Origin of the sequence: Micromonospora sp. WMMD1155 (assembly GCF_029581275.1) — a bacterium.
Taxonomy (GTDB): Bacteria; Actinomycetota; Actinomycetes; order Mycobacteriales; family Micromonosporaceae; genus Micromonospora.
Genome location: NZ_CP120742.1, coordinates 5,423,469 through 5,442,224, shown reverse-complemented (window position 1 = coordinate 5,442,224; position 18,756 = coordinate 5,423,469). Strand labels below are relative to the sequence as shown.

Here is an 18,756-nt window from a genome sequence, read left to right as displayed (position 1 = left end):
CTGCTCCCGGTCAGGAGGAGGGCTGCAACACGGGGGTGGTGGGCAGCGCGGCGCGGACCTGCGCCGAGTCGGCGACCCAGCCGAAGATCCCGCCCTGGGCGGCGATCATGTCGAGCCCCACCCGCTGGAACTCCGGGAAGTAGGACCCGACGCAGTCGGCGAGCACGAGGCACTCGTACCCGCGGTCGTTGGCCTCCCGGACGGTGGTGTGCACGCACACCTCGGTGGTGACCCCGGTGACCAGAAGGCTACGGATGCCCCGCTCGGCGAGCAGGGCGTCCAGGTCGGTGGCGTGGAAGGCGCCCTTGCCCGGCTTGTCGACGACCGGCTCGCCCGGCAGCGGCGTCAGCTCGTCGACGATGTCGTGGCCGTACTCGCCGCGGATCAGGATCCGACCGTTCGGCCCGGGGTCACCGATCCGTTTGCTGGGCGTACCGCGACTCAGCTTGGCCGGCGGGCAGTCGGACAGGTCCGGCAGGTGCCCCTCGCGGGTGTGCACGACGGTCAGGCCCACGGCGCGGGCGTCGGCCAGCAGCGCCGCGAGCGGGGCGATGGTGCGGCGGAGCTGACCGACGTCGTTGCCCAGGCTCTCCCCGAACCCGCCGGGTTCCAGGAAGTCGCGCTGCATGTCGATGACGAGCAACGCCGTGGTCGAGAGGTCGAAGGTGTACGGGGTGGGCCGCGCGGCGGCGATGGTCAACATGTACACCTCACGTGGTCGTGGCGGCGATGACGTCGTCGGAGGTGGTGACGCAACCGAAGACGCCGCCCTGCATGGTGACCATGTGCAGTGCCGCGTCGTGGTTGGCCTTGTCGGTGGCGCCGGTGCAGTCGGAGAGGATCAGGCACTCGTACCCCCGGTCGTTCGCCTCGCGCATGGTGGTGTGCACGCAGACGTCGGTGGTGATGCCGGTGAGGATCAGGTGGGTGATGCCCCGGGTGCGCAGCACCAGGTCGAGGTTGGTGGCGTAGAAGGCGCCCTTGCCCGGCTTGTCGATGACCACCTCGCCGGGGGCCGGTGCGACCTCGGGCACGATCTCCCATCCCGGCTCGCCGCGGACCAGGATCCGACCGGCCGGGCCGGACGAACCGATCTCGGCACCGATGCGCGCCGACCGCCAGCGCTTGTTCGCCGGCAGGTCGGACAACTCCGGGTCGTGTCCCTCCCGGGTGTGCACGACGAGCATCCCGAGTGAACGGGCGTGCTCCAGCAGTCGGGCGGTGGCCGGCAGGCCCGCCCGGGTGAGGCCGATGTCGTAGCCCATCGCATCCACGTAGCCGCCCGGTCCGCAGAAGTCGGTCTGCCAGTCGATGCAGAGCAGTGCGGTGTGCGCGGTGTCCGCCGTACCGTCGTACGGCCACGGGTAGGGGTTGGCCGGTACCGGCCCGATGCTGCCCATCTTCTCGCCTCCTGTCGTTCCTCGCTGGTGCCTGCCGCCCTACCTCCCGGCGGCGGCCTGACGGTGGGCCCGCCACCCACCGGCGGCGCTGATGTCCACGGCCGGCGGGCCGGCGGCGTACGCCTCGCAGAGAAAGCCGAGCACGTCCCGCCCGTCGTGCAGCCGAACCCAGCCGAGCGAGAGCGGAGCCGGCACTCCGGCCAGCAGCTCGCCGACGGCGGCCGACGGCAGACTCCAGAGCTCGACCTCGATCGGCTGACCCTGCGGGTCGGCCGGGGGCACCCGGACCAGGCCGGGCAGCCCCTCACCGTCCGGGGTCTCCATCCGGTAGAGCCGATACAGCGGCGCGGTCCGTGCCGCGCCGACGAGAGTGGCCCCACGCCCGGTCAGTTCACCGTTGCGGGACTCGCCGTTCAGATGTCGGCCGACGACGGCGATCAGCGTCCGCGCCGCGGTCGGCAGCGCGTCGGCCGCCGTCGCAGCCGGCGACGCCTCACCGCCGGCGACGAGCGCGGCGGCGAGGCGGGCCACTGTGAGGTCGCTGAACGCCGGGCCGAGCAGGGTCAGGCTCGCCGGTTGGCCGCCGTCGGTGAAACCGTTGGGTACGGTCACCGCGGCCAGATCGAGCAGGTTGGCGAACTGGGTGTAGCGGCCGAGCATGGCGTTGCGCCCGATGGGATCCTCGGCGATCTCGTCGAGGGTGAACGTGGTGCCGACGGTGGGCACCACCAGCACGTCGATCTCGCGCCAGAGCCGGTCGACCCGGGCGCGCAGTTCGCGGAGCCGGTGCTGACCCCGGAAGGCGTCGACCGCGTCGTAGCGCCACCCGGTCTCCAGCACGGTCCGGGTGACCGGGAGCACCGAGTCGGGGTGCCCCCGCAGGAACTCGCCCAGCCCGACGAGCCGCTCGGCGACCCAGGGCCCCTGGTAGAGCAGGTCCCCCGCCGCGAAGAAGTCGTCGAGTGGCACCGGCCGGGTGGCGGCGACCAGGGTGCTCAGTCGTCGTACGCCGGCGGTGAACCTCTCGTTCTGTCCCTCGTCGCCGAAGAACTCCAGGCCCTCCGCGCGAGGCACCCCGAGGCGGAGCGTCCCCGGCGAGCGGCCACTCGCTCGTTCGGCCGGCAGCGCACGCCCCCACGGGTCGGCCTCCGACACGCCCCGGGCGGCATGCAGCACCTCGACGGCGTCCGCGACGTCCGTGGCGAAGACCGATACGCAGTCCAGTGAGCGGCAGGCCGGGACCACACCGGCCGTGCTGAGCAGTCCCCGGGTGGGCTTGAGGCCGACGATCCCGTTCAGGGCCGCCGGGACTCGGCCGGAGCCGGCGGTGTCGGTACCCAGGGCGAAGCCGACCTGGCCCGAGGCCACCGCGACGGCCGAGCCGGAGCTGGACCCGCCGGAGACGAGCCCGCCGCCGAAGACGCTCTCGCAGCTGCCGTACGGCGAGCGGGCGCCGGTCAGACCGGTGGCGAACTGGTCGAGGTTGGTCTTGCCGACGAGCAGGGCACCGGCGTCGAGCAGTCGGCGAACCACCGGCGCGTCCTCCGCGGCACGGTACGCGAAGTCGGGGCAGCCGGCTGTGGTGACCATACCGGCGACGTCGATGTTGTCCTTGACCGCGAAGGGGATCCCGTACAGCGGCAGGTCGGCCGGGTCGCGGTGGCGGGTCAGCCACGCGGCGTGGGCCCGTAGGTCGTCGGCGGTGACGGTGCTGATCCAGACCGGCCCGCCGTCTCGGCCGGAGAGCCCGGCCAGGACACGTTCGACCTGTTCGACGGGGGTCGTCGCGCCGCTCAGGTACGCCGACCGCAGGACCGAAAAGGGACCAACGGGCTCTGACATACTGTCGATTGTCGACAGTCCTGTTACGAACAGCGGCGCGATTGGTAACGAGCCCGTGTCGGGCCGACCGTGGTGGCTAGCCGAGGTACGAGCGCGCGCCGTGCGCGGAGAGCACGGCCAGCACCTCCTCCGGGTCTCCCCCCGCGACGGCCTCGAACAACCGCTCGTGCCGGTGGACGCCGTCCAGCGGCTGCGCCAACTCGGCCTCCCGACGCAGGTTGATCGCCATGTAGAGCTGCAACTTCACCAGAATCGAGTCGTACACCATGGACAGCTGACGGTTGTCGGCGAGCGCCACCAACGCGACGTGGAACGCGCGGTGCGATTCGGCGACCTCCATCCGATCGCCGAGGCGGACCGCCTCCCCCATCCGGTCCAGAGCGGCCCGCAGGCCGACCAGGTCGCTCTCCCGGCCCACCGGGATTCCCGCGCGCACCGCGAAACGCTCCAACACGTCCCGCAGCTCGTACAGCTCCCGCACGTCCCGCTCGGAGAGCGTGGCGACGCGGACCCCGCGCCGTGGCACGTGCTCGACCAGCCCTCGCTGGGCCAGCAGCCGCAGCGCCTCGCGCAACGGCGCCCGGCTGATCCCCAACCGCCGGGTCAGCTGCTCCTCCACGAGGCGTTCACCCGGGTCACTCCTGCCGCTGAGGATCTCGCGGGTGAGCCGGGTGACGGCGAGGTCCACCAGGCTGACACTTTCCAGCTCACCATCCATCGGCGATGCGGCCACGTCGTTCACCCCGCCGAGTCTGCCACCTGCCGCACGACGACCGACGCGGACGCGGTCCCCTCGGTCCGGCGCGGAACCAGCGAGTCGTCGCACCCGAGGTTGGCTGAACCGTTTCCGGTCGCCAGGGCGGCCCGGCCGGTGGTGCGGCCGCCGCGCCCACGGAGGGCGCGGCGGGCCCATGATCAAGTGATGAAAGCAGCTCCCCCGGCCCTCCCGGACCCACTTCTCATCATTTGATCATCGTGCGTCGCCGGTGGCCGCCTGACCGACCCCGGCAGCAGCGGCCCCGGCGAGCGCGACCAGGACAGCGCAGCACTGACGCTGGTCGATGTTGCCAGAACGCCTTCAGACGTGTTGGAATGGCTCATATCGCCGCAGCGCGGGGGCAACCGCGCTGGGAACGGCAAGCACGGGAGCATCGCAGTGCCGGCAGCGCGCCGCCTGGGCAGGCGCTCGCCTGCCGCATCGCCGGGCCATCTCACGACGACGGGCGTCCTGCCGACCGGCGGCCTCGCCCGCCGCGCGTGTCCCCCGGTACGCGTCCCCGGCGGCCGAAGCGCCACCTGCCCCGCCCGCCGGGGGCGTCCGAATCGGCCTGCCAGCACGGCAGAACCGGCGACGAGGTGAGAAGCGGTAATGATTTCCCGAGAGAGTTTCGCTGGGTGGTACCGACACCGCCTGGTGTGGGTTGCGGTGATCCTGCTGGTGACGTCGGCCGGTGCGGCCGTACTGGTCAACCGCTTCGGCTCGGAGGCGGAGCCGGCGGATCTACAGGCGCAGATCGTGGCCCGGATGCGGACGACGCTCGAACGCGTGGACCCGGGGCAGCACAACCACGCCGGGCACGGCGCGCAGCAGGTGGCCGCCGGGGAGGAGAAGCCGCCGGTGATCTGCGGCGTGCGCGTCTACGGCTACGAGCCGGCCGAGGTGACCACGCTCGCCGAGGTGCAGACGGTCTACGGCTTCCACCTCTGCGGGATTGCCGAGCGCAAGCGCCCCTGGGACGTGGCCGTCAAACTCGCCGGTCCGGTGATCATGGACATGTCCACCGAGCCGCCGGGCATCCAGGTGGTCGAGGCGACCGAGGACGTCAGGTTCATCGACCGTCTGCGGCAGATGTTCCCGGCCAAGTACGCCGCGTTGGCGCAGGAGGAGGCGCTGACCGCCGCGGAGATGGCCGACCAGCGTCGCCGGTACGACGCCGCAGCCGGGCTGTGACCGCACCGGGCAGGGGGTCGCTCCCGCACCCGACGGGCCCTCGGATGCGAGGCCGCCAGGCAGCGCGTTGACCATCCGCGCCACCGGGCGCGCCCGGTCCGGGCACCGTGGTCGATGCCGTCACCCCGCGGTCGATGGGCCGCGGCCGCGCCGCAGCGCGCCGTGCGCAGACCCGTCATTGATCCGACGATTGCGGACAGCTCGATCCACATCCGACTATAGACAGATCAACATTGATATTTACATTTATTGATGCAACAGTGGCCTTGGGAGCGTTCCCACCCCCCGCACCAACGAACGGAGGATGAACAGTGCGTTCACACCAGTTAGGTCAATCCGGCGGACCGGCCCGGTCAACCATCCGTCGGTCGCTCCAAGCGCTCGTCCTGCTGTTCGCGATGGTGGTCGGCACGCTGCCGTTCACCGGCGCCGCCCAGGCCCACGGCACGATCATCAACCCGGCGAGTCGGGCCTACCAGTGCTGGAAGACCTGGGGCAACCAGCACATGAACCCGGCCATGCAGCAGCAGGACCCGATGTGTTACCAGGCCTTCCAGTCCAACCCCGACACCATGTGGAACTGGATGAGCCAGCTGCGCGACGGTCTCGCCGGCCAGTTCCAGGCCCGCACCCCGGACGGGCAGCTCTGCAGCAACGGCCTCTCCCGGAACAACTCCCTCAACCAGCTGGGAGCCTGGAAGGCGACCACCGTCAGCAGCAACTTCACGGTGCAGCTGTACGACCAGGCCAGCCATGGGGCTGACTACTTCCGGGTGTACGTCACCAAGCAGGGCTTCAACCCGGCCACGCAGCAGCTCGGCTGGGGCAACCTCGACCTGGTCGCGACGACCGGGCGGTACGCGCCGGCGCAGAACATCTCGTTCAACGTCTCGGCGTCCGGACGCAGCGGGAACCACATCCTGTTCGTGATCTGGAAGGCGTCGCACATGGACCAGACCTACATGTGGTGCAGCGACATCAGGATCGCCTGACCGGCGACACGGCACTGCTCCGGCCCAGGGCGTGAACGCCCTGGGCCGGCGTGTCTCCGGCGGTGACGCGGTGGCCGACAGCCGCCGACAGCCGCCCGACCGACCATCAGCAAGACCGACGCCTGACCACGCTTGAGGAGGTCAGGCGTTCCTGGTCTTCGACAACCGGCGGTCGGACCCGCGACAGGTCATCGCAACAACCCCGAAACTACCGGTTGATATCCCTGGAATTTTCTGCCAGCCTGAAGGCCATCGATGAGTGTGAACGTTAACATGATCGTTTTCGCCGCCGGAGGTGCCTCACCGACCGCAACCCACCCATCTGCCAGGTGGCAGCGCACCACCACCCAGCGAGCCCAGCGCCCGCGACCATTCCCCGCCAGGCCACCGGTCCACTCTCACTACTGGAGGATCACCATGGTTCCCCGGACCCGTCCCACCCGTCGCATCAGAGCACGAACACTCACACTTTCCGGAACTGTCGCGATAGTTGCGGCCCTCGTCGTGTCGCTGCTACCCAACCTCGCCCAGGCCGCCGAGACGACACTCGGTGCGGCCGCGGCCCAGTCCGGCCGGTACTTCGGTGCCGCCGTCGCCGCGAACAAGCTCGGTGACAGCGCCTACACGACGATCCTGAACCGGGAGTTCAACAGCGTCACTCCCGAGAACGAGATGAAGATCGACGCGACCGAGCCGCAGCAGAACAACTTCACCTTCGGCAACGCGGACCGGATCGTGAACCACGCACTCTCCCGTGGTTGGAAGGTCCGCGGCCACACCCTGGCCTGGTATTCGCAGCAGCCCGGCTGGATGCAGAGCATGGAGGGCTCCGCGCTGCGCAGCGCGATGCTCAACCACGTCAGCCGCGTGGCCGGCTACTACCGGGGCAAGATCCACTCCTGGGACGTGGTGAACGAGGCGTTCGAGGACGGCAACAGCGGCGCCCGTCGTAACTCGAACCTCCAGCGCACCGGCAACGACTGGATCGAGGCCGCGTTCCGCGCCGCCGACGCGGCGGACCCGGACGCGAAGCTCTGCTACAACGACTACAACACCGACAACTGGACCTGGGCCAAGACCCAGGCGGTCTACAACATGGTGCGCGACTTCAAGTCCCGTGGCGTGCCGATCGACTGCGTCGGGTTCCAGTCGCACTTCAACGCCAACTCGCCGTACAACAGCAACTACCGCACGACGCTGTCCAGCTTCGCCGCCCTCGGGGTGGACGTGCAGATCACCGAACTGGACATCGAGGGCTCCGGCACGACGCAGGCCAACACCTACCGCAACGTGGTCAACGACTGTCTCGCCGTGGCTCGCTGCAACGGCATCACCGTCTGGGGCGTGCGCGACTGTGACTCGTGGCGTTCCGGCGGCACTCCGCTGCTCTTCGAGTGCAACGGCAACAAGAAGGCCGCCTACACGGCCACCCTGGACGCCCTGAACAGCGCGGGCCCCGGCCCCACCCCCACGCCCACCACGCCGGGCCCCACCCCCACCGTCCCACCGGGCTCGGCCAACGAGATCGTCGGCACCCAGTCCGGCCGGTGCGTCGACGTACCGAACGCGGCGACCACCAACGGCACCCGGGTGCAGCTCTACGACTGCAACAAGCAGACCAACCAGGCCTGGACCTACACCTCGACCAAACAACTCCAGGTGTACGGGAACATGTGCCTCGACGCGGCAGGGTCGGGCAACGGGGCGGCGGTGCAGATCTACAGCTGCCACAGCCAGACCAACCAACAGTGGAACGTCAACTCCAACGGCACCATCAGCGGCGTGCAGTCCGGACGATGCCTGGACGTCTGGAGCACCGCCAACGGCGCCCAGATCCAGCTCTACGACTGCCACGGCCAGACCAACCAACAATTCCGGCTCAACTCCCTCGGCGGCACCACGCCGCCCACCACCACCCCGCCCACCACCACGCCGCCGCCCACCACCACGTGTGACCTCCCGTCGTCGTACCGGTGGTCGTCGACTGGCGCGCTGGCGCAGCCGAGGTCGGGTTGGGTGTCGTTGAAGGACTTCACCGTCGCGCCGTACAACGGCCAGCAGCTCGTCTACGCCACCACCCACGACACCGGCACCACGTGGGGTTCGATGAACTTCGGCCTCTTCAGCAACTACTCCCAGATGGGCTCGGCCAGCCAGAACGCGATGAACAACGCGACCGTGGCGCCGTCGCTGTTCTACTTCGCGCCGCGCAACATCTGGGTGCTCGCCTACCAGTGGGGCGGCCCGGCGTTCTCGTACCGGACCTCCAGCGACCCGACCAACCCGAACGGGTGGTCGTCGCCGCAGACGCTGTTCAGCGGCAGCATCTCCAACTCCAACACCGGCCCGATCGACCAGGCCCTCATCGGCGACGACCAGAACATGTACCTGTTCTTCGCCGGCGACAACGGTCGGATCTACCGGGCCAGCATGCCGATCGGGAACTTCCCCGGCAGCTTCGGCTCCAACTACACCACGATCATGACCGACACCACGAACAACCTGTTCGAGGCCGTCCAGGTCTACAAGCTCCAGGGCCTGAACAAGTACCTCATGATCGTCGAGGCCATCGGCGCGAACGGGCGGTACTTCCGCTCGTTCACCGCCAGCAGCCTGGGTGGCACGTGGACGCCGCAGGCCACCAGCGAGAGCAACCCGTTCGCCGGCAAGGCCAACAGCGGCGCCACCTGGACCAACGACATCAGCCACGGTGAGCTGCTGCGCACCAACGCCGACCAGACCATGACCGTGAACGCCTGCAACCTGCAACTGCTCTACCAGGGTCGTTCCCCCAGCTCCGGCGGCGACTACGGCCTCCTGCCGTACCGCCCGGGTCTGCTGACCCTGCAACGCTGACCATCGGAAAACGCCGGGGGGCGGGCGGGCTCGGCACACGACGAGCCCGCCCGCCCCTCGTTCCCCCACCACCACCCAGGAGGTACCGACAGTGCGACGACCCGTAGACCACCCGCCACCCGCGGGGAACACCCCTGCCGACCGGGTGACACCCGGCCGTCGGGGACGACTGTTCAAGCTCGCCGCGGCCGGGATCGCCGCCGCGGTCGGACTGCTCACCATCACCGTGGCGACCGGCTCGGCGTCGGCGGCCGACAACCCGTACCAGCGCGGCCCGGACCCCACCCGGACCAGCGTCACCGCCGTGAACGGCCCCTTCGCCAACACGTCGGTCAGCGTCCCGACCGGGTACGGCTTCAACGGCGGCCGGATCTACTACCCGACCGACACCAGCCAGGGCACCTTCGGGGCCATCGCGATCTCGCCGGGTTACACGGCGTTGTTCTCCGCCGAACTGGCCTGGATGGGGCCGTGGCTGGCCTCCCACGGGTTCGTGGTGATCGGCATCGAGACCAACAGCCGCAACGACTTCGACACCGCCCGGGGCACCCAGTTGCTCGCCGCACTGGACTACCTCACCCAGCAGAGCCCGGTACGCGACCGGGTCGACCCCACCCGGTTGGCGGTCGCCGGTCACTCCATGGGCGGCGGTGGCGCCCTGAGCGCGGCCATCCGACGCTCGTCGCTCAAGGCGGTGGTCGGAATCGCGCCGTACTCGCCGTCGTCGAACCTGGCCAACGACCGGGTGCCCACAATGATCATCTCCGGACAGGCCGACACGGTGGTCACCCCGTCCTACGCCACCGGCCTGTACAACAGCCTCCCGAGCACCACCGAGAGCGTCTACCTGGAGGTCGCGGGGGCCGATCACGGGTTCATGGTCGGACGGTCGAACCCGGTGATGGTCCGGACCATGCTGCCCTTCGTCAAGATGTTCGTCGACAACGACGCCCGGTACAGCCAGTTCCTCTGCCCGCTGCTGGACAACAGCGGTGTGGTCACCTATCGCAGCACCTGCCCGTTGCTGCCCTCGACGCCGCCCACGCCGACGCCGACCCCCACGGATCCGCCGACGCCGACCCCCACCCCGACCGTCCCACCCGGCTCCGCCAGCCAGATCGTCGGCACCCAGTCCGGCCGGTGCATCGACGTACCCAACGCCTCACGCACCAACGGCACCCGGGTCCACCTCTACGACTGCCACGGCCAGACCAACCAGCAGTGGACCTACACCTCGAACAGACAACTCCAGGTGTACGGGAACATGTGCCTCGACGCGGCAGGGTCGGGCAACGGGGCGGCGGTGCAGATCTACAGCTGCCACAGCCAGACCAACCAACAGTGGAACGTCAATTCCAACGGCACCATCAGCGGTGTGCAGTCCGGACGATGCCTGGACGTCTGGAGCACCGCCAACGGCGCCCAGATCCAGCTCTACGACTGCCACGGCCAGACCAACCAGCAGTTCCGGCTCACCGCGCTCTCGCGATGAGCACGGCGAACTGAAAGGGGCGGGCTCGGCGTGACGCCGGGCCCGCCCCTAGTCCGTCGTCCTCGGCGGGCGCCTAGCCGGCGATCGCGCGGGCGGCGGTGTCGACGAAATCGGCGACCTTGTCGGGTTGGGAGACCGCCACGGCGTGGGACCCGTCGACCTCGACCGTGGTGGATTTGGCCCGGTCGGCCATGAAGCGTTGCAGGTCCGGCGGAATGCCCTTGTCCTGCTTGCTGATCAGGGTCCACGACGGGATGGACTTCCAGGCGGTCTTGGTCACGGATCCCGTCTGGGCGCTCTCCGCGGCGGGCCGCTGCGTGACCGCCATCAACGCGGCGAGGTCGGGGTCGACGTCGGCGGCGAACACCGCCGGGAACTTCTCCTGTTCGATGTACTGCTCCATGGCCATCGACCCGTCGGGGAGGCGGCACGGAACCATCCTGATGGAGGTACCGAGTTCACTCCCGGGATACTTGGAGATCAGGTCGAGCACGCTTTCGCCGACGTCCGGGCTGACGCTGGCGACGTACACCAGAGCCTTCACATTGGCGGCGCCGTCCGCGGCCTCGGTTATCACGATTCCGCCGTAGGAATGAGCGACCATGACGACCGGACCATCGATGTTGTCCACGACGGAACGGACGTAGGCGGCGTCCCCCTGCACGTCACGCAGCGGGTTGGCGAGGGCCATGGCCGGGTAGCCCCGACGCTTGAGGTTGGCGATGACCCCGTTCCAGCTCGACGAATCGGCGAACGCCCCATGGACGAACACAACAGTGGGCAGCATTCGGCATCACCTTTCGGAAGTCCTGCCGCTGACGTCACCGCACGGGTCTAGGCGGCGGGAACGTCGACGGGGTGTTTCACTCGCAGCCCCGTGCCGGCCCGGGATCCGAGCCCCGGAGGGCGGTACAGCACCAATATCCAGCACGGATGAGACCTGCGTCAGCGAAATCCGAAAGCCGCCCGGCGGGCCGCTGACCAGAGGCGGAGCGCTACCCCTGCGACGAACCGTCGGCCGTGGCGGCGCGCATCTCCTTGAGCACGTACGTGGCGGCCTGCTCGACGACGCGAACGCCCGCTTCCTGGCTCGCGTGATGGTCGGAGAGTACGGCGATCAGCCAGTCGTGGCGTGCCTCGACGATCCGTCCGATGCTGTTGACGATCCAGCGACCGCCGTCGACATCGGCGGTGTCCCAGCCGTTCTTGACGTAGACGGACCGGTTGCCCGGCTCCCCGGCGGCGGTGACCCCCCATCGCTGCTCGGGGATCACCTTCTTCATCAGACCCAGGACGAAGGTACGGTCCTGCGGGGTCAACGGTCCCGTCGGCGACGTCAACGCGGCCAGCAGACGGAGCTGGTCGGCAGCAGTGGTCGTGGTGAGGCCCCAGTGCGAATTGGGCTTGGTCTCCCGCAGACCGAGTGCGCGGTTCGCGGCGGTGAGTCCGCGCGAGCCGTCGATCCGCTGCCACAGCGCCACCGCCGCATCGTTGTCACTGGACATGATCATGTCTTCGGCCAACCGCCTGGTGCCGGAACTCAGGGCCTTGCCCGCCGGTTTCTGCCTCAGCAGCAGGGCCGCGAGGATGTCGACCTTCACGATGCTGGCCGTCTCGAACCGTTTGACGCCGGCCGTCACCGCCGCCGTTCCCTGCCGATCCAGTGCCGCCACCGCCAGGTGACCGTCGTACCGCTCCACGTAGGTCTCGATGCGCTTCCTCGCCTCGGCGACCAGGTCGACGGCGGGTGTCGTGGGAATCGGCCGGGCCGGAGACGGACCGTGCGACGGGCCGGCTCCCCCGCCGTCGAGAGCGCGGGTGGCACCGAAGGCGGCCGTCGCAACACCCGCCAGAGACATGGTGACCGCGGAGACCACCCAGCGGCGTGTCAGCTGTCGACCCTCCCGCTCAGCCAAGACGGGCCACCGCCTTCGCCGCGATCGAGTCCACCGTGGCCCGGCTGCCCGGATCCGGAAGGCTGACCGTCGAGACCGTCTCGCCTCGTTTCAGCATCACGAAGTACCTCACGCTGTGCGGGATGCCGGCACGCTCGATCCGGCCTCGGATGAGAAGACCTTCGCCCCCCAGGTAGTGCGGGTCGACGACGGCGAAGGAGACCTGCGACCCGTGCACCGGGTAGCTCGCGCACCGCAGCAGAACCCGACGGACGTCGTCGACGTTCCGCTCGGCCCACCCGGGTTCGTACGTCTCCACCACGTGATGGGCGGGTGACGAGCCGTCAGACGGCTGGTAGTAGCGCTCCACCGCGGCGCGGCGGTGGGATTTCGCCGGGTAGTCGGCGCTCCGGTAGTCGGGGCAGTCGACCTGCTCCCACGGCCAGGGCGGCAGACCGCTACGGGCCTCGTCCTCGTGCCAGCCCGAACCCAGGTCGGCCGCGCGCAGCAGGGTGCCCGGACCGCTCGGCTCCGCGTCGACGGCGCGCCGCTCGTCGGGGCCGACGCCGGGCTCCGGCCGATGGCACCCGGCGGCCATCACCACCAACGCCGACAGGACCACCGGCAGGACAGCGAACGAACCGCTGCCTCTGCCGCGAATCCGGCCTCGGCACGTCCTGCCGCTCCACACCGACACCGAACCTCCCCGACGCAGACAGTTAACGCCGGGGTCCGCCACGCCCCGACCGCAGACAGGACCGGTCAATGCCGCTCCTCGGCGAACAGCTCGGAACGGCTCTCGCCGAGCAGTTCGCGCAGGCGGCCCAGGGAGCGCATGCTCTGGCTCTTGACGACGGCGATGGAGACGCCCACCACCTCGGCGGTCGTCTCCACGCTCAGGTCGTCCCAGTAACGCAGGACGATGATCGCTCGATCCCGCAGCGGCAGGGTGGCGACCGCGTCCAGCAACGTCATCCGCAGCTCGGTCGGATGTTCCTCGCCCCGATCGGGCGGCACCGACATCGCCAACTCGCGGCTGGAGCGGCGCCGCTGCTGGTCGATCATGCAGCGCAGCAGTACCTTGCGGGCGTACGCGTGGGGGTCGTCGGCCCGGCGGACCCGCTTCCAGTTGGCGTACACCTTGGCCAGCGTCGTCTGGGTGAGGTCCTGGGCGAGGTGCCAGTCGCGGCACATCAGAAACGCGGCGTCGCGCAGGCGACCAGCGGCCGCCTGCGCGAACTCCACGAAGTCCTCGTCAGCCATTCGACCGGGCCAGCGAAGCGAAGTTCTTGGCGCCGCTTTTGACGAGCTCGGCCGGCAGTCTCGTCCCCCAGGTCGGGTTCGCGGCGATCGCGATCGCCTCGTCCACGGAGAGGGCGGGCGGTGCCGGCGAGGTGCCCTTGCCCTCCCAGAACAGGCAGGTGGAGATCAGCACATCGACCTGGAGGCCATCGCGGTGGTAGACGGTGACCATCTCGTTCTGCACGCAGTTGTCGGGAACCTCGGTCAGCTCCACCGTCCCCGGTGCCGGGTTGTCACCGAGGCGGTCCTGGTAGATGGAGAGCCGCAGCATGCCCGGCCCTTCGCCCCGGTCGAGGTGGAGCTGGACGTACGGCATGCCGGGGCCCGCACCGCTGCTCTGCAGGCTCGCGTACCCGCCGGTCTTCCCCTTGGGCAGGAGCCGGGTCAACAGTTCCAGGGCGCCCTCGGGTGTGGCGGTCAGCAGCTCACCGCCCGGCCCCGCCCCGATCCGCACGGTGTCGATCACCGTGGTCGACGGGGTCGGCGACGTCGCCGGGTTGGGGGCTCCTCCCGGCCTTCCACCGGCGTCGTCGACGAACCCGTCCGTGGTCCCCGCCGGGGACGGCGTGGTCGTGTCGACCCGCCCACCCAGCGAACCCACGTTCATTCCATCGGGCGGACCGTCGTCACCTGTCCCGACGCCGAGCGGCCCGCCGACCAGACCGATCACGACCAGCATCACCAACGCCGACCCGCCGGCGCCGACCTGCGCCAGGCGGCGCCGACGGCGCAGTCGGCGGCCCTGCACCACCGACCGCTCCACCAGGTCACCCAACGGTGGGGCGGGGTGGCGGGCCAGATCGTCCCTGAAACGTCCACGGACGTCACCCATGTCCCGTACCCCTCCTCGACCCGGCCGCCCTGCGCGGCGATCCGTCTCCTACCTGACGGGTTGGCGGGCCGATTTGGTTACCGTCTTCCGGCGCGGATTTTCCGCCGCCCCTGCCGGCCGGCACGGCGCTGTCAGCACGTGCGCGGCCACCTTCGGAGAGTCACATCTCCGCTGCCGGCAGTGCCGCTGCGCGACCGGCCGGTGACGGCGGGAGACCTCGGTGGAGCTTTCTGCGTCGGCGTCACCATCGCGCAGTCGCACGGATCACAATGTGTAGGGCCTCCTAGGAGGTTAGGTTGTTGCCGCGGAGGTGGTCCAACTCGGCGAGGTACATCGCCTGCATGTGGTCGTAGTGCCGGACGAGCAGCGTGACCTCGTCGACGCTGTAGCCCTCGATGAGCCGCTCAGTCCACTCGGCGAAGCGCTCGTACGGTCGCTTCAACTCGGCGGCCCGCTCCGGCCGCAGGGTGACGATCACCCGCCGCCGGTCCGCCGGATCGCGCTCGGCCGTCACGTAGCCCGCCTGCTGGAGCCGACGGAGCATGCTGGTCACCGCCCCGGTGGTGAGGTTGGTCCGCTCGGCGACCTGCCCCGCCGTGGCGGATCCGGCGTCCGCCAGGTAGTCCAGGCACTCCAGGTCGCTCACGGTGAGGCCCAGCCGCTCCGCGACGGCGTACCGGAACACCATCGACAGCCGCGACATCTCCCGCCCGGCGTGCATGAGGTCGGCGATGGCGGACGCACGGGTCGGGTCGTCGGACATGCCGGCAATCATGCCTCCGGCACGGTCACCCGGTGCAGCCGAGGTAACACGCGGGTCAGCACCCAGTGCGGTGCGGCCGCTCCCCCGGTGAGGCGGCGCATCAGCCCGGCGGCGGTGTCGACGGCGCGGAAGGCGTAGGGCACCATCTCGTCCTGGTAGTCGGCGATCGCCTGCTCCACCGGCGTGCCGTTCGCCCGCGCCTGGACCAGCCTGCGGCCGAGCAGGGCGGCGTCGCGGAGCGCCGTGTTGCCGCCGTGAGCGCCGAACGGCGGCATGACGTGCACGGCGTCGCCCATCATCGTCGCCCGGGGCACCGCCCACCGGCGCGGACGCCGGCCGGCGGCGAAGAGGTTGAGCACCGTGGCGTCCAGTTCGGCCGTGGCGACCAGCCGCCGGACGACCGGGTGGAAGTCCGCACTCATCCGGGCGGCCAGTCGCCACAGCGCCAGCAGGTCTCCGCGTACGCCGGTGGGCACCTCCTCCTGCCGGAGCAGCAGTCCCCACATGACGTAGTCGTAGCCGGTGGGCGCGTAGCTGCCCGGGGCCAGGCGCGCGAACGCCTCCTGCGGGCTCTCGCCGAACCGCATGGGGGTGAAGAAGAAGGCGCGGCCCGGCTGGTCGGCGATGGCCAGGACCCCACTGGTCCGCAACGCGTCCGGGATGACGCTCTCGCCGTTGCGCAGCAGGGGCGACCGGCCGTAGATGCCCGCCATCGGGGTGTTCGCCGGGTCCGCGTCCGGCATGAGCTGCGCGCGTAGCGCCGAGCCGACGCCGTCCGCGCCCACGACGACGGTCGCCCCGGCGGCCCCGCCGTCGGAGAACCGCAGTCGGAGCTTTGACGGGCCGCCGCCGTCCACCGCGACGGCCTCCTTGCCGTAGTGGATGCGCCCGTTCAGCCCGGACTGCAGGATCGACCGCAGGGTCAGCCGGTCGACCTGACGGGTCGCGTTTGGCTCGTCCTTGAAGGTGATGGTGAAGGCGTCCCGCAGTCGGCTGTCGGTGAAGCGGAGGTGCCCGCCGGGTTCGTCGCCGGTGGCCAGCGCCAGGTTGTACAGCTGGCGGGGCAGGCTCTCGCGCAGCGCCGCCAGCCCGTACCGGTCGAGGATGATCCGGTAGCCCTGTCGCCGGACGAAGGGGCCCGGGTCCCGTTCGTAGACGTGCACCTCGATGCCGGCGCGCATCAGGTACTGGGCGAGGCAGAGGCCGGAGAGGCCGGCACCGGCGATCGCCACCGAGAAGTCCGTCGATAGCCGCATGCATTTATCTTAATGACTAAGATGATTTGGGCAAGGGCACCGACGCACGTCGCCCGACCGGCGTGAGCCTCCCGCTTCATCGCTCCGTTGCCGGCGTAGCATCGGCCGTTCGCGCGCCACATCTCGTGGATGTCACCGCCGGTAACGCCAGCCCGGCCCGACCGCCGCGCACGCCGCCTTCGCTCCGCGCCCGCCCCCTGCTCAGCGGGGTCCCGCCCGCCGGACCCACCCACCAGGCCCGCCCCCTTTGCTCTGCACCCATCCAGGCACCACGCACGTTCCGTAACCGTCGCCTCAATGGGTGCAGAGCAAAGGGCGAAGCAAGGGTCCTGCGCCTGACGGCGGCAGCAATGCCGGTCGGCTCCCCGCGGACCTCGTCCCCAGGACTCGCGGCGACTCCACAATCGATAATGCCGGCGTGCCTGATGAGTTGGTTCGCAGACTGGTCGAGGCCAAGCGACGGGAAGAAGAGATCGACTGGTCCGACCCGCACGCCGCCGGGATCGCCTCAGAGGAGGTCGCGGCCGCCGAGCGTGCTCTCGCAGCAGCCCGCGACGAGCAGTACGCCGAAGTGATCGACATCGGCTTCCTGACCCGGCGTCTCAGTGCCCGGTGCTATGCGCCGTCAACCCGACCGGAGTCGCTGCCAGACGGCTGTCCTCGGTAGTGCTCGTCGAACGAGGCCGGATCCGTGGTCAGGGGTGGAAGGCGGCGAGGATCAGAGCCGCGTAGCGACGCCAGACGGCCGGATCGCGTTCGTCCAAGGCGATGAGTTGGCGGACCACGCCGCACAGCACGACGCGCACGTCCGGGGTGCCGACGTCGGAGCGGATCGGCCCCGATGCCTTCGCCGCCTGGAGCAGCCGGCCGATCAGGTCGACGAGTTCCGCGGCGGGCAGCAGACGGCCTTCGAAGAAGACCGCCGCCAGGCCGCGGTCGCGGGCGAGATGGTCGAGCAGGTCCGGCACGTAGTCGAGCAACGCCCGGTAGGCGTCGTCGGCGGCAAGGGCGGCCAGGGTACGCGCGTGCAGCGAGCGGAAGCTCTCCTGCGCGACCGCCAGCACCAGCTCATCCTTGGTCGGGTAACTACGGTAGACGGTGGCCCGCCCGACCCCGGCGCGCGCCGCCACCTCGGGCACTGTGACGTCCAGGCCGCGTTCTGCGAACAGGTCACGGGCCGCCGCGACGACCCGCTCGTGGTTGCGCAGCGCGTCCGCGCGCCGAAGAGCGTTCACCCTCGGTCTGCTTCGGGCAGAGGCAGCCCCGGCCCCGGGTCGACGTCGAAGCCGCTCTCGTGGACCCGCTGGAACCGACCGTCCTCGGCCAGCGTGGCGAAGTAGTACATCTCCCGGTGGACGACCGTTCCGTCGGTCATGGTCATCGTGTACCGGTGCCGCTCGGCGTAGTTCAGGCCGTCGTACAGCTCGTCGAGCACGGTCACCGCGCCCTCGGCGACTCTGCTGCGGATCCCGGCGACCATCTCCGCGAACTCGGCGCGGTCGCGCGTCCGACCGTCGCCGGTGTGCACGAGGTCGGGGGCGTAGTACCTGTCCAGGGCCTCTTCCAGGCTGAGGCGGGGCTCGAAGGCCACGTCGCGGATGGCGTCGCTGATGCGTACGGGTGTCATCGGGTTGTCCTCTCGATTTTCCGGACTCCCGAGTCCGGATAGCCCGACAGTACCGGACTCAGGAGTCCGCTACCAGTGAGGGGTAGGCTCGACCTCACATCCACGTGAGGTAAGACGGGAGGCAGGAATGAGCACCACCATCCGGATCGGTGAGCTCGCGGCCCGTACCGGGGTCAGCGTGCGATCCCTGCGCTACTACGAGGAGCAGGGTCTGCTCGCCAGCCTGCGCAGCCCGAGCGGTCACCGCCGCTACGTCGAGGGCCAGGTCGAGCGGATCATCCTCATTCAGCGGCTCTTCTCCGCCGGCCTGAACAGTCGCACCATCGTCGACCTCCTGCCCTGCGTCGAGTCCCCGAGTACGGCCACCTCCGAGGCGGCCTTCGAGCGGATGCGCCAGGAGCGGGACCGGATCGATCGGCACATCGAAGACCTGATCAAGACCCGCGCGGTCCTCGACGAGCTGATCATCGCCAACCGCGCTTACCGTAGGGAACTCGCCAGCGCATGAGCCGGTGCGGCCGACTCGGGCGGAGAACGATGCCGATCAG

General features: G+C 70.0%; 19 protein-coding genes. 6 read left to right on the top strand and 13 right to left on the bottom strand.

Going from position 1 to position 18,756, the window contains the following annotated elements; genetic code table 11:
• Positions 1-10: 10 nt before the first annotated feature.
• The 4 genes from O7617_RS25020 to O7617_RS25005 all read right to left on the bottom strand — a co-directional run bounded on the left by O7617_RS25020 (position 11) and on the right by O7617_RS25005 (position 3,984).
• The gene (locus tag O7617_RS25020) at positions 11-703 is read right to left on the bottom strand and encodes a cysteine hydrolase (protein ID WP_282258546.1); all 693 of its coding nucleotides are present in this window, start codon (positions 701-703) and stop codon (positions 11-13) included.
• 7 nt (positions 704-710) lie between these two features.
• Entirely contained in the window at positions 711-1,400 is a 690-nt protein-coding gene (locus tag O7617_RS25015) for an isochorismatase family cysteine hydrolase (protein ID WP_282258544.1), read from the bottom strand.
• Between the two features lie 39 nt (positions 1,401-1,439).
• Complete coding sequence (gene atzF / locus O7617_RS25010; protein ID WP_282258541.1) at positions 1,440-3,242, bottom strand: allophanate hydrolase; 1,803 nt, start codon at positions 3,240-3,242, stop codon at positions 1,440-1,442.
• Positions 3,243-3,318: 76 nt separating this feature from the next.
• Positions 3,319-3,984 (bottom strand): GntR family transcriptional regulator, encoded by a 666-nt coding sequence (locus O7617_RS25005; RefSeq protein WP_282258539.1) that lies wholly within the window; start codon positions 3,982-3,984, stop codon positions 3,319-3,321.
• Positions 3,985-4,611: 627 nt separating this feature from the next.
• Between O7617_RS25005 and O7617_RS25000 the strand changes: the two genes are divergently transcribed.
• The 4 genes from O7617_RS25000 to O7617_RS24985 all read left to right on the top strand — a co-directional run bounded on the left by O7617_RS25000 (position 4,612) and on the right by O7617_RS24985 (position 10,533).
• Positions 4,612-5,193: a hypothetical protein gene (locus tag O7617_RS25000; RefSeq protein ID WP_282258537.1), complete on the top strand. Its 582-nt coding sequence runs from the start codon at positions 4,612-4,614 to the stop codon at positions 5,191-5,193.
• A gap of 398 nt (positions 5,194-5,591) precedes the next feature.
• Positions 5,592-6,185, top strand: a complete 594-nt coding sequence (locus O7617_RS24995; RefSeq protein WP_145780103.1) for a lytic polysaccharide monooxygenase — start codon at positions 5,592-5,594, stop codon at positions 6,183-6,185.
• Between the two features lie 510 nt (positions 6,186-6,695).
• Entirely contained in the window at positions 6,696-9,041 is a 2,346-nt protein-coding gene (locus O7617_RS24990) for a non-reducing end alpha-L-arabinofuranosidase family hydrolase (protein WP_282264865.1), read from the top strand.
• Between the two features lie 91 nt (positions 9,042-9,132).
• Positions 9,133-10,533 (top strand): ricin-type beta-trefoil lectin domain protein, encoded by a 1,401-nt coding sequence (locus O7617_RS24985; RefSeq protein ID WP_282258532.1) that lies wholly within the window; start codon positions 9,133-9,135, stop codon positions 10,531-10,533.
• 73 nt (positions 10,534-10,606) lie between these two features.
• On the opposite strand, the gene O7617_RS24980 is transcribed toward O7617_RS24985, so the two are convergent.
• From O7617_RS24980 to O7617_RS24950, 7 genes are all read right to left on the bottom strand, one after another.
• Positions 10,607-11,320, bottom strand: a complete 714-nt coding sequence (locus O7617_RS24980) for an alpha/beta hydrolase (protein ID WP_282258530.1) — start codon at positions 11,318-11,320, stop codon at positions 10,607-10,609.
• 208 nt (positions 11,321-11,528) lie between these two features.
• Positions 11,529-12,449, bottom strand: coding sequence for a serine hydrolase (locus O7617_RS24975; RefSeq protein WP_282258528.1), 921 nt, complete (start codon positions 12,447-12,449; stop codon positions 11,529-11,531).
• The gene (locus O7617_RS24970; RefSeq protein WP_282258526.1) at positions 12,442-13,125 is read right to left on the bottom strand and encodes a hypothetical protein; all 684 of its coding nucleotides are present in this window, start codon (positions 13,123-13,125) and stop codon (positions 12,442-12,444) included. The genes O7617_RS24975 and O7617_RS24970 overlap by 8 nt, the downstream gene beginning before the upstream one ends.
• 65 nt (positions 13,126-13,190) lie before the next feature.
• The gene (locus tag O7617_RS24965; RefSeq protein WP_282258524.1) at positions 13,191-13,691 is read right to left on the bottom strand and encodes a SigE family RNA polymerase sigma factor; all 501 of its coding nucleotides are present in this window, start codon (positions 13,689-13,691) and stop codon (positions 13,191-13,193) included.
• Positions 13,684-14,562, bottom strand: a complete 879-nt coding sequence (locus tag O7617_RS24960) for a hypothetical protein (protein ID WP_282258522.1) — start codon at positions 14,560-14,562, stop codon at positions 13,684-13,686. Before O7617_RS24960 ends, O7617_RS24965 begins: the two co-directional genes overlap by 8 nt.
• Positions 14,563-14,845: 283 nt before the next feature.
• Positions 14,846-15,325, bottom strand: coding sequence for a MarR family transcriptional regulator (locus tag O7617_RS24955; RefSeq protein WP_282258520.1), 480 nt, complete (start codon positions 15,323-15,325; stop codon positions 14,846-14,848).
• Positions 15,326-15,333: 8 nt separating this feature from the next.
• Positions 15,334-16,581: an NAD(P)/FAD-dependent oxidoreductase gene (locus O7617_RS24950; RefSeq protein WP_282258518.1), complete on the bottom strand. Its 1,248-nt coding sequence runs from the start codon at positions 16,579-16,581 to the stop codon at positions 15,334-15,336.
• Positions 16,582-16,999: 418 nt separating this feature from the next.
• Between O7617_RS24950 and O7617_RS24945 the strand changes: the two genes are divergently transcribed.
• Positions 17,000-17,248 (top strand): hypothetical protein, encoded by a 249-nt coding sequence (locus tag O7617_RS24945; RefSeq protein WP_282258516.1) that lies wholly within the window; start codon positions 17,000-17,002, stop codon positions 17,246-17,248.
• Between the two features lie 28 nt (positions 17,249-17,276).
• On the opposite strand, the gene O7617_RS24940 is transcribed toward O7617_RS24945, so the two are convergent.
• Both O7617_RS24940 and O7617_RS24935 read right to left on the bottom strand, forming a co-directional pair.
• On the bottom strand, positions 17,277-17,816 hold the full coding sequence (locus tag O7617_RS24940) for a TetR/AcrR family transcriptional regulator (protein ID WP_282258514.1): 540 nt from the start codon (positions 17,814-17,816) through the stop codon (positions 17,277-17,279).
• The gene (locus O7617_RS24935) at positions 17,813-18,208 is read right to left on the bottom strand and encodes a hypothetical protein (protein WP_282258512.1); all 396 of its coding nucleotides are present in this window, start codon (positions 18,206-18,208) and stop codon (positions 17,813-17,815) included. The genes O7617_RS24940 and O7617_RS24935 overlap by 4 nt, the downstream gene beginning before the upstream one ends.
• A 139-nt stretch (positions 18,209-18,347) precedes the next feature.
• Between O7617_RS24935 and O7617_RS24930 the strand changes: the two genes are divergently transcribed.
• Positions 18,348-18,716 carry a MerR family transcriptional regulator gene (locus O7617_RS24930; protein ID WP_282264864.1) on the top strand — a complete coding sequence of 123 codons (369 nt, stop codon included), beginning with the start codon at positions 18,348-18,350 and terminating at the stop codon, positions 18,714-18,716.
• Positions 18,717-18,756 lie beyond the last annotated feature (40 nt).

What these genes read in the sequence shown, in the direction of transcription:
- O7617_RS24980 (WP_282258530.1), bottom strand. Translation starts at nt 11,320, where the DNA reads ATGCTGCCCACTGTTGTGTTCGTCCATGGGGCGTTCGCCGATTCGTCG.
- O7617_RS24950 (WP_282258518.1), bottom strand. Translation starts at nt 16,581, where the DNA reads ATGCGGCTATCGACGGACTTCTCGGTGGCGATCGCCGGTGCCGGCCTC.
- atzF (WP_282258541.1), bottom strand. Translation starts at nt 3,242, where the DNA reads ATGTCAGAGCCCGTTGGTCCCTTTTCGGTCCTGCGGTCGGCGTACCTG.
- O7617_RS24960 (WP_282258522.1), bottom strand. Translation starts at nt 14,562, where the DNA reads ATGGGTGACGTCCGTGGACGTTTCAGGGACGATCTGGCCCGCCACCCC.
- O7617_RS24965 (WP_282258524.1), bottom strand. Translation starts at nt 13,691, where the DNA reads ATGGCTGACGAGGACTTCGTGGAGTTCGCGCAGGCGGCCGCTGGTCGC.
- O7617_RS24995 (WP_145780103.1), top strand. Translation starts at nt 5,592, where the DNA reads ATGGTGGTCGGCACGCTGCCGTTCACCGGCGCCGCCCAGGCCCACGGC.
- O7617_RS24935 (WP_282258512.1), bottom strand. Translation starts at nt 18,208, where the DNA reads ATGACACCCGTACGCATCAGCGACGCCATCCGCGACGTGGCCTTCGAG.
- O7617_RS25020 (WP_282258546.1), bottom strand. Translation starts at nt 703, where the DNA reads ATGTTGACCATCGCCGCCGCGCGGCCCACCCCGTACACCTTCGACCTC.
- O7617_RS25015 (WP_282258544.1), bottom strand. Translation starts at nt 1,400, where the DNA reads ATGGGCAGCATCGGGCCGGTACCGGCCAACCCCTACCCGTGGCCGTAC.
- O7617_RS24955 (WP_282258520.1), bottom strand. Translation starts at nt 15,325, where the DNA reads ATGTCCGACGACCCGACCCGTGCGTCCGCCATCGCCGACCTCATGCAC.
- O7617_RS25000 (WP_282258537.1), top strand. Translation starts at nt 4,612, where the DNA reads ATGATTTCCCGAGAGAGTTTCGCTGGGTGGTACCGACACCGCCTGGTG.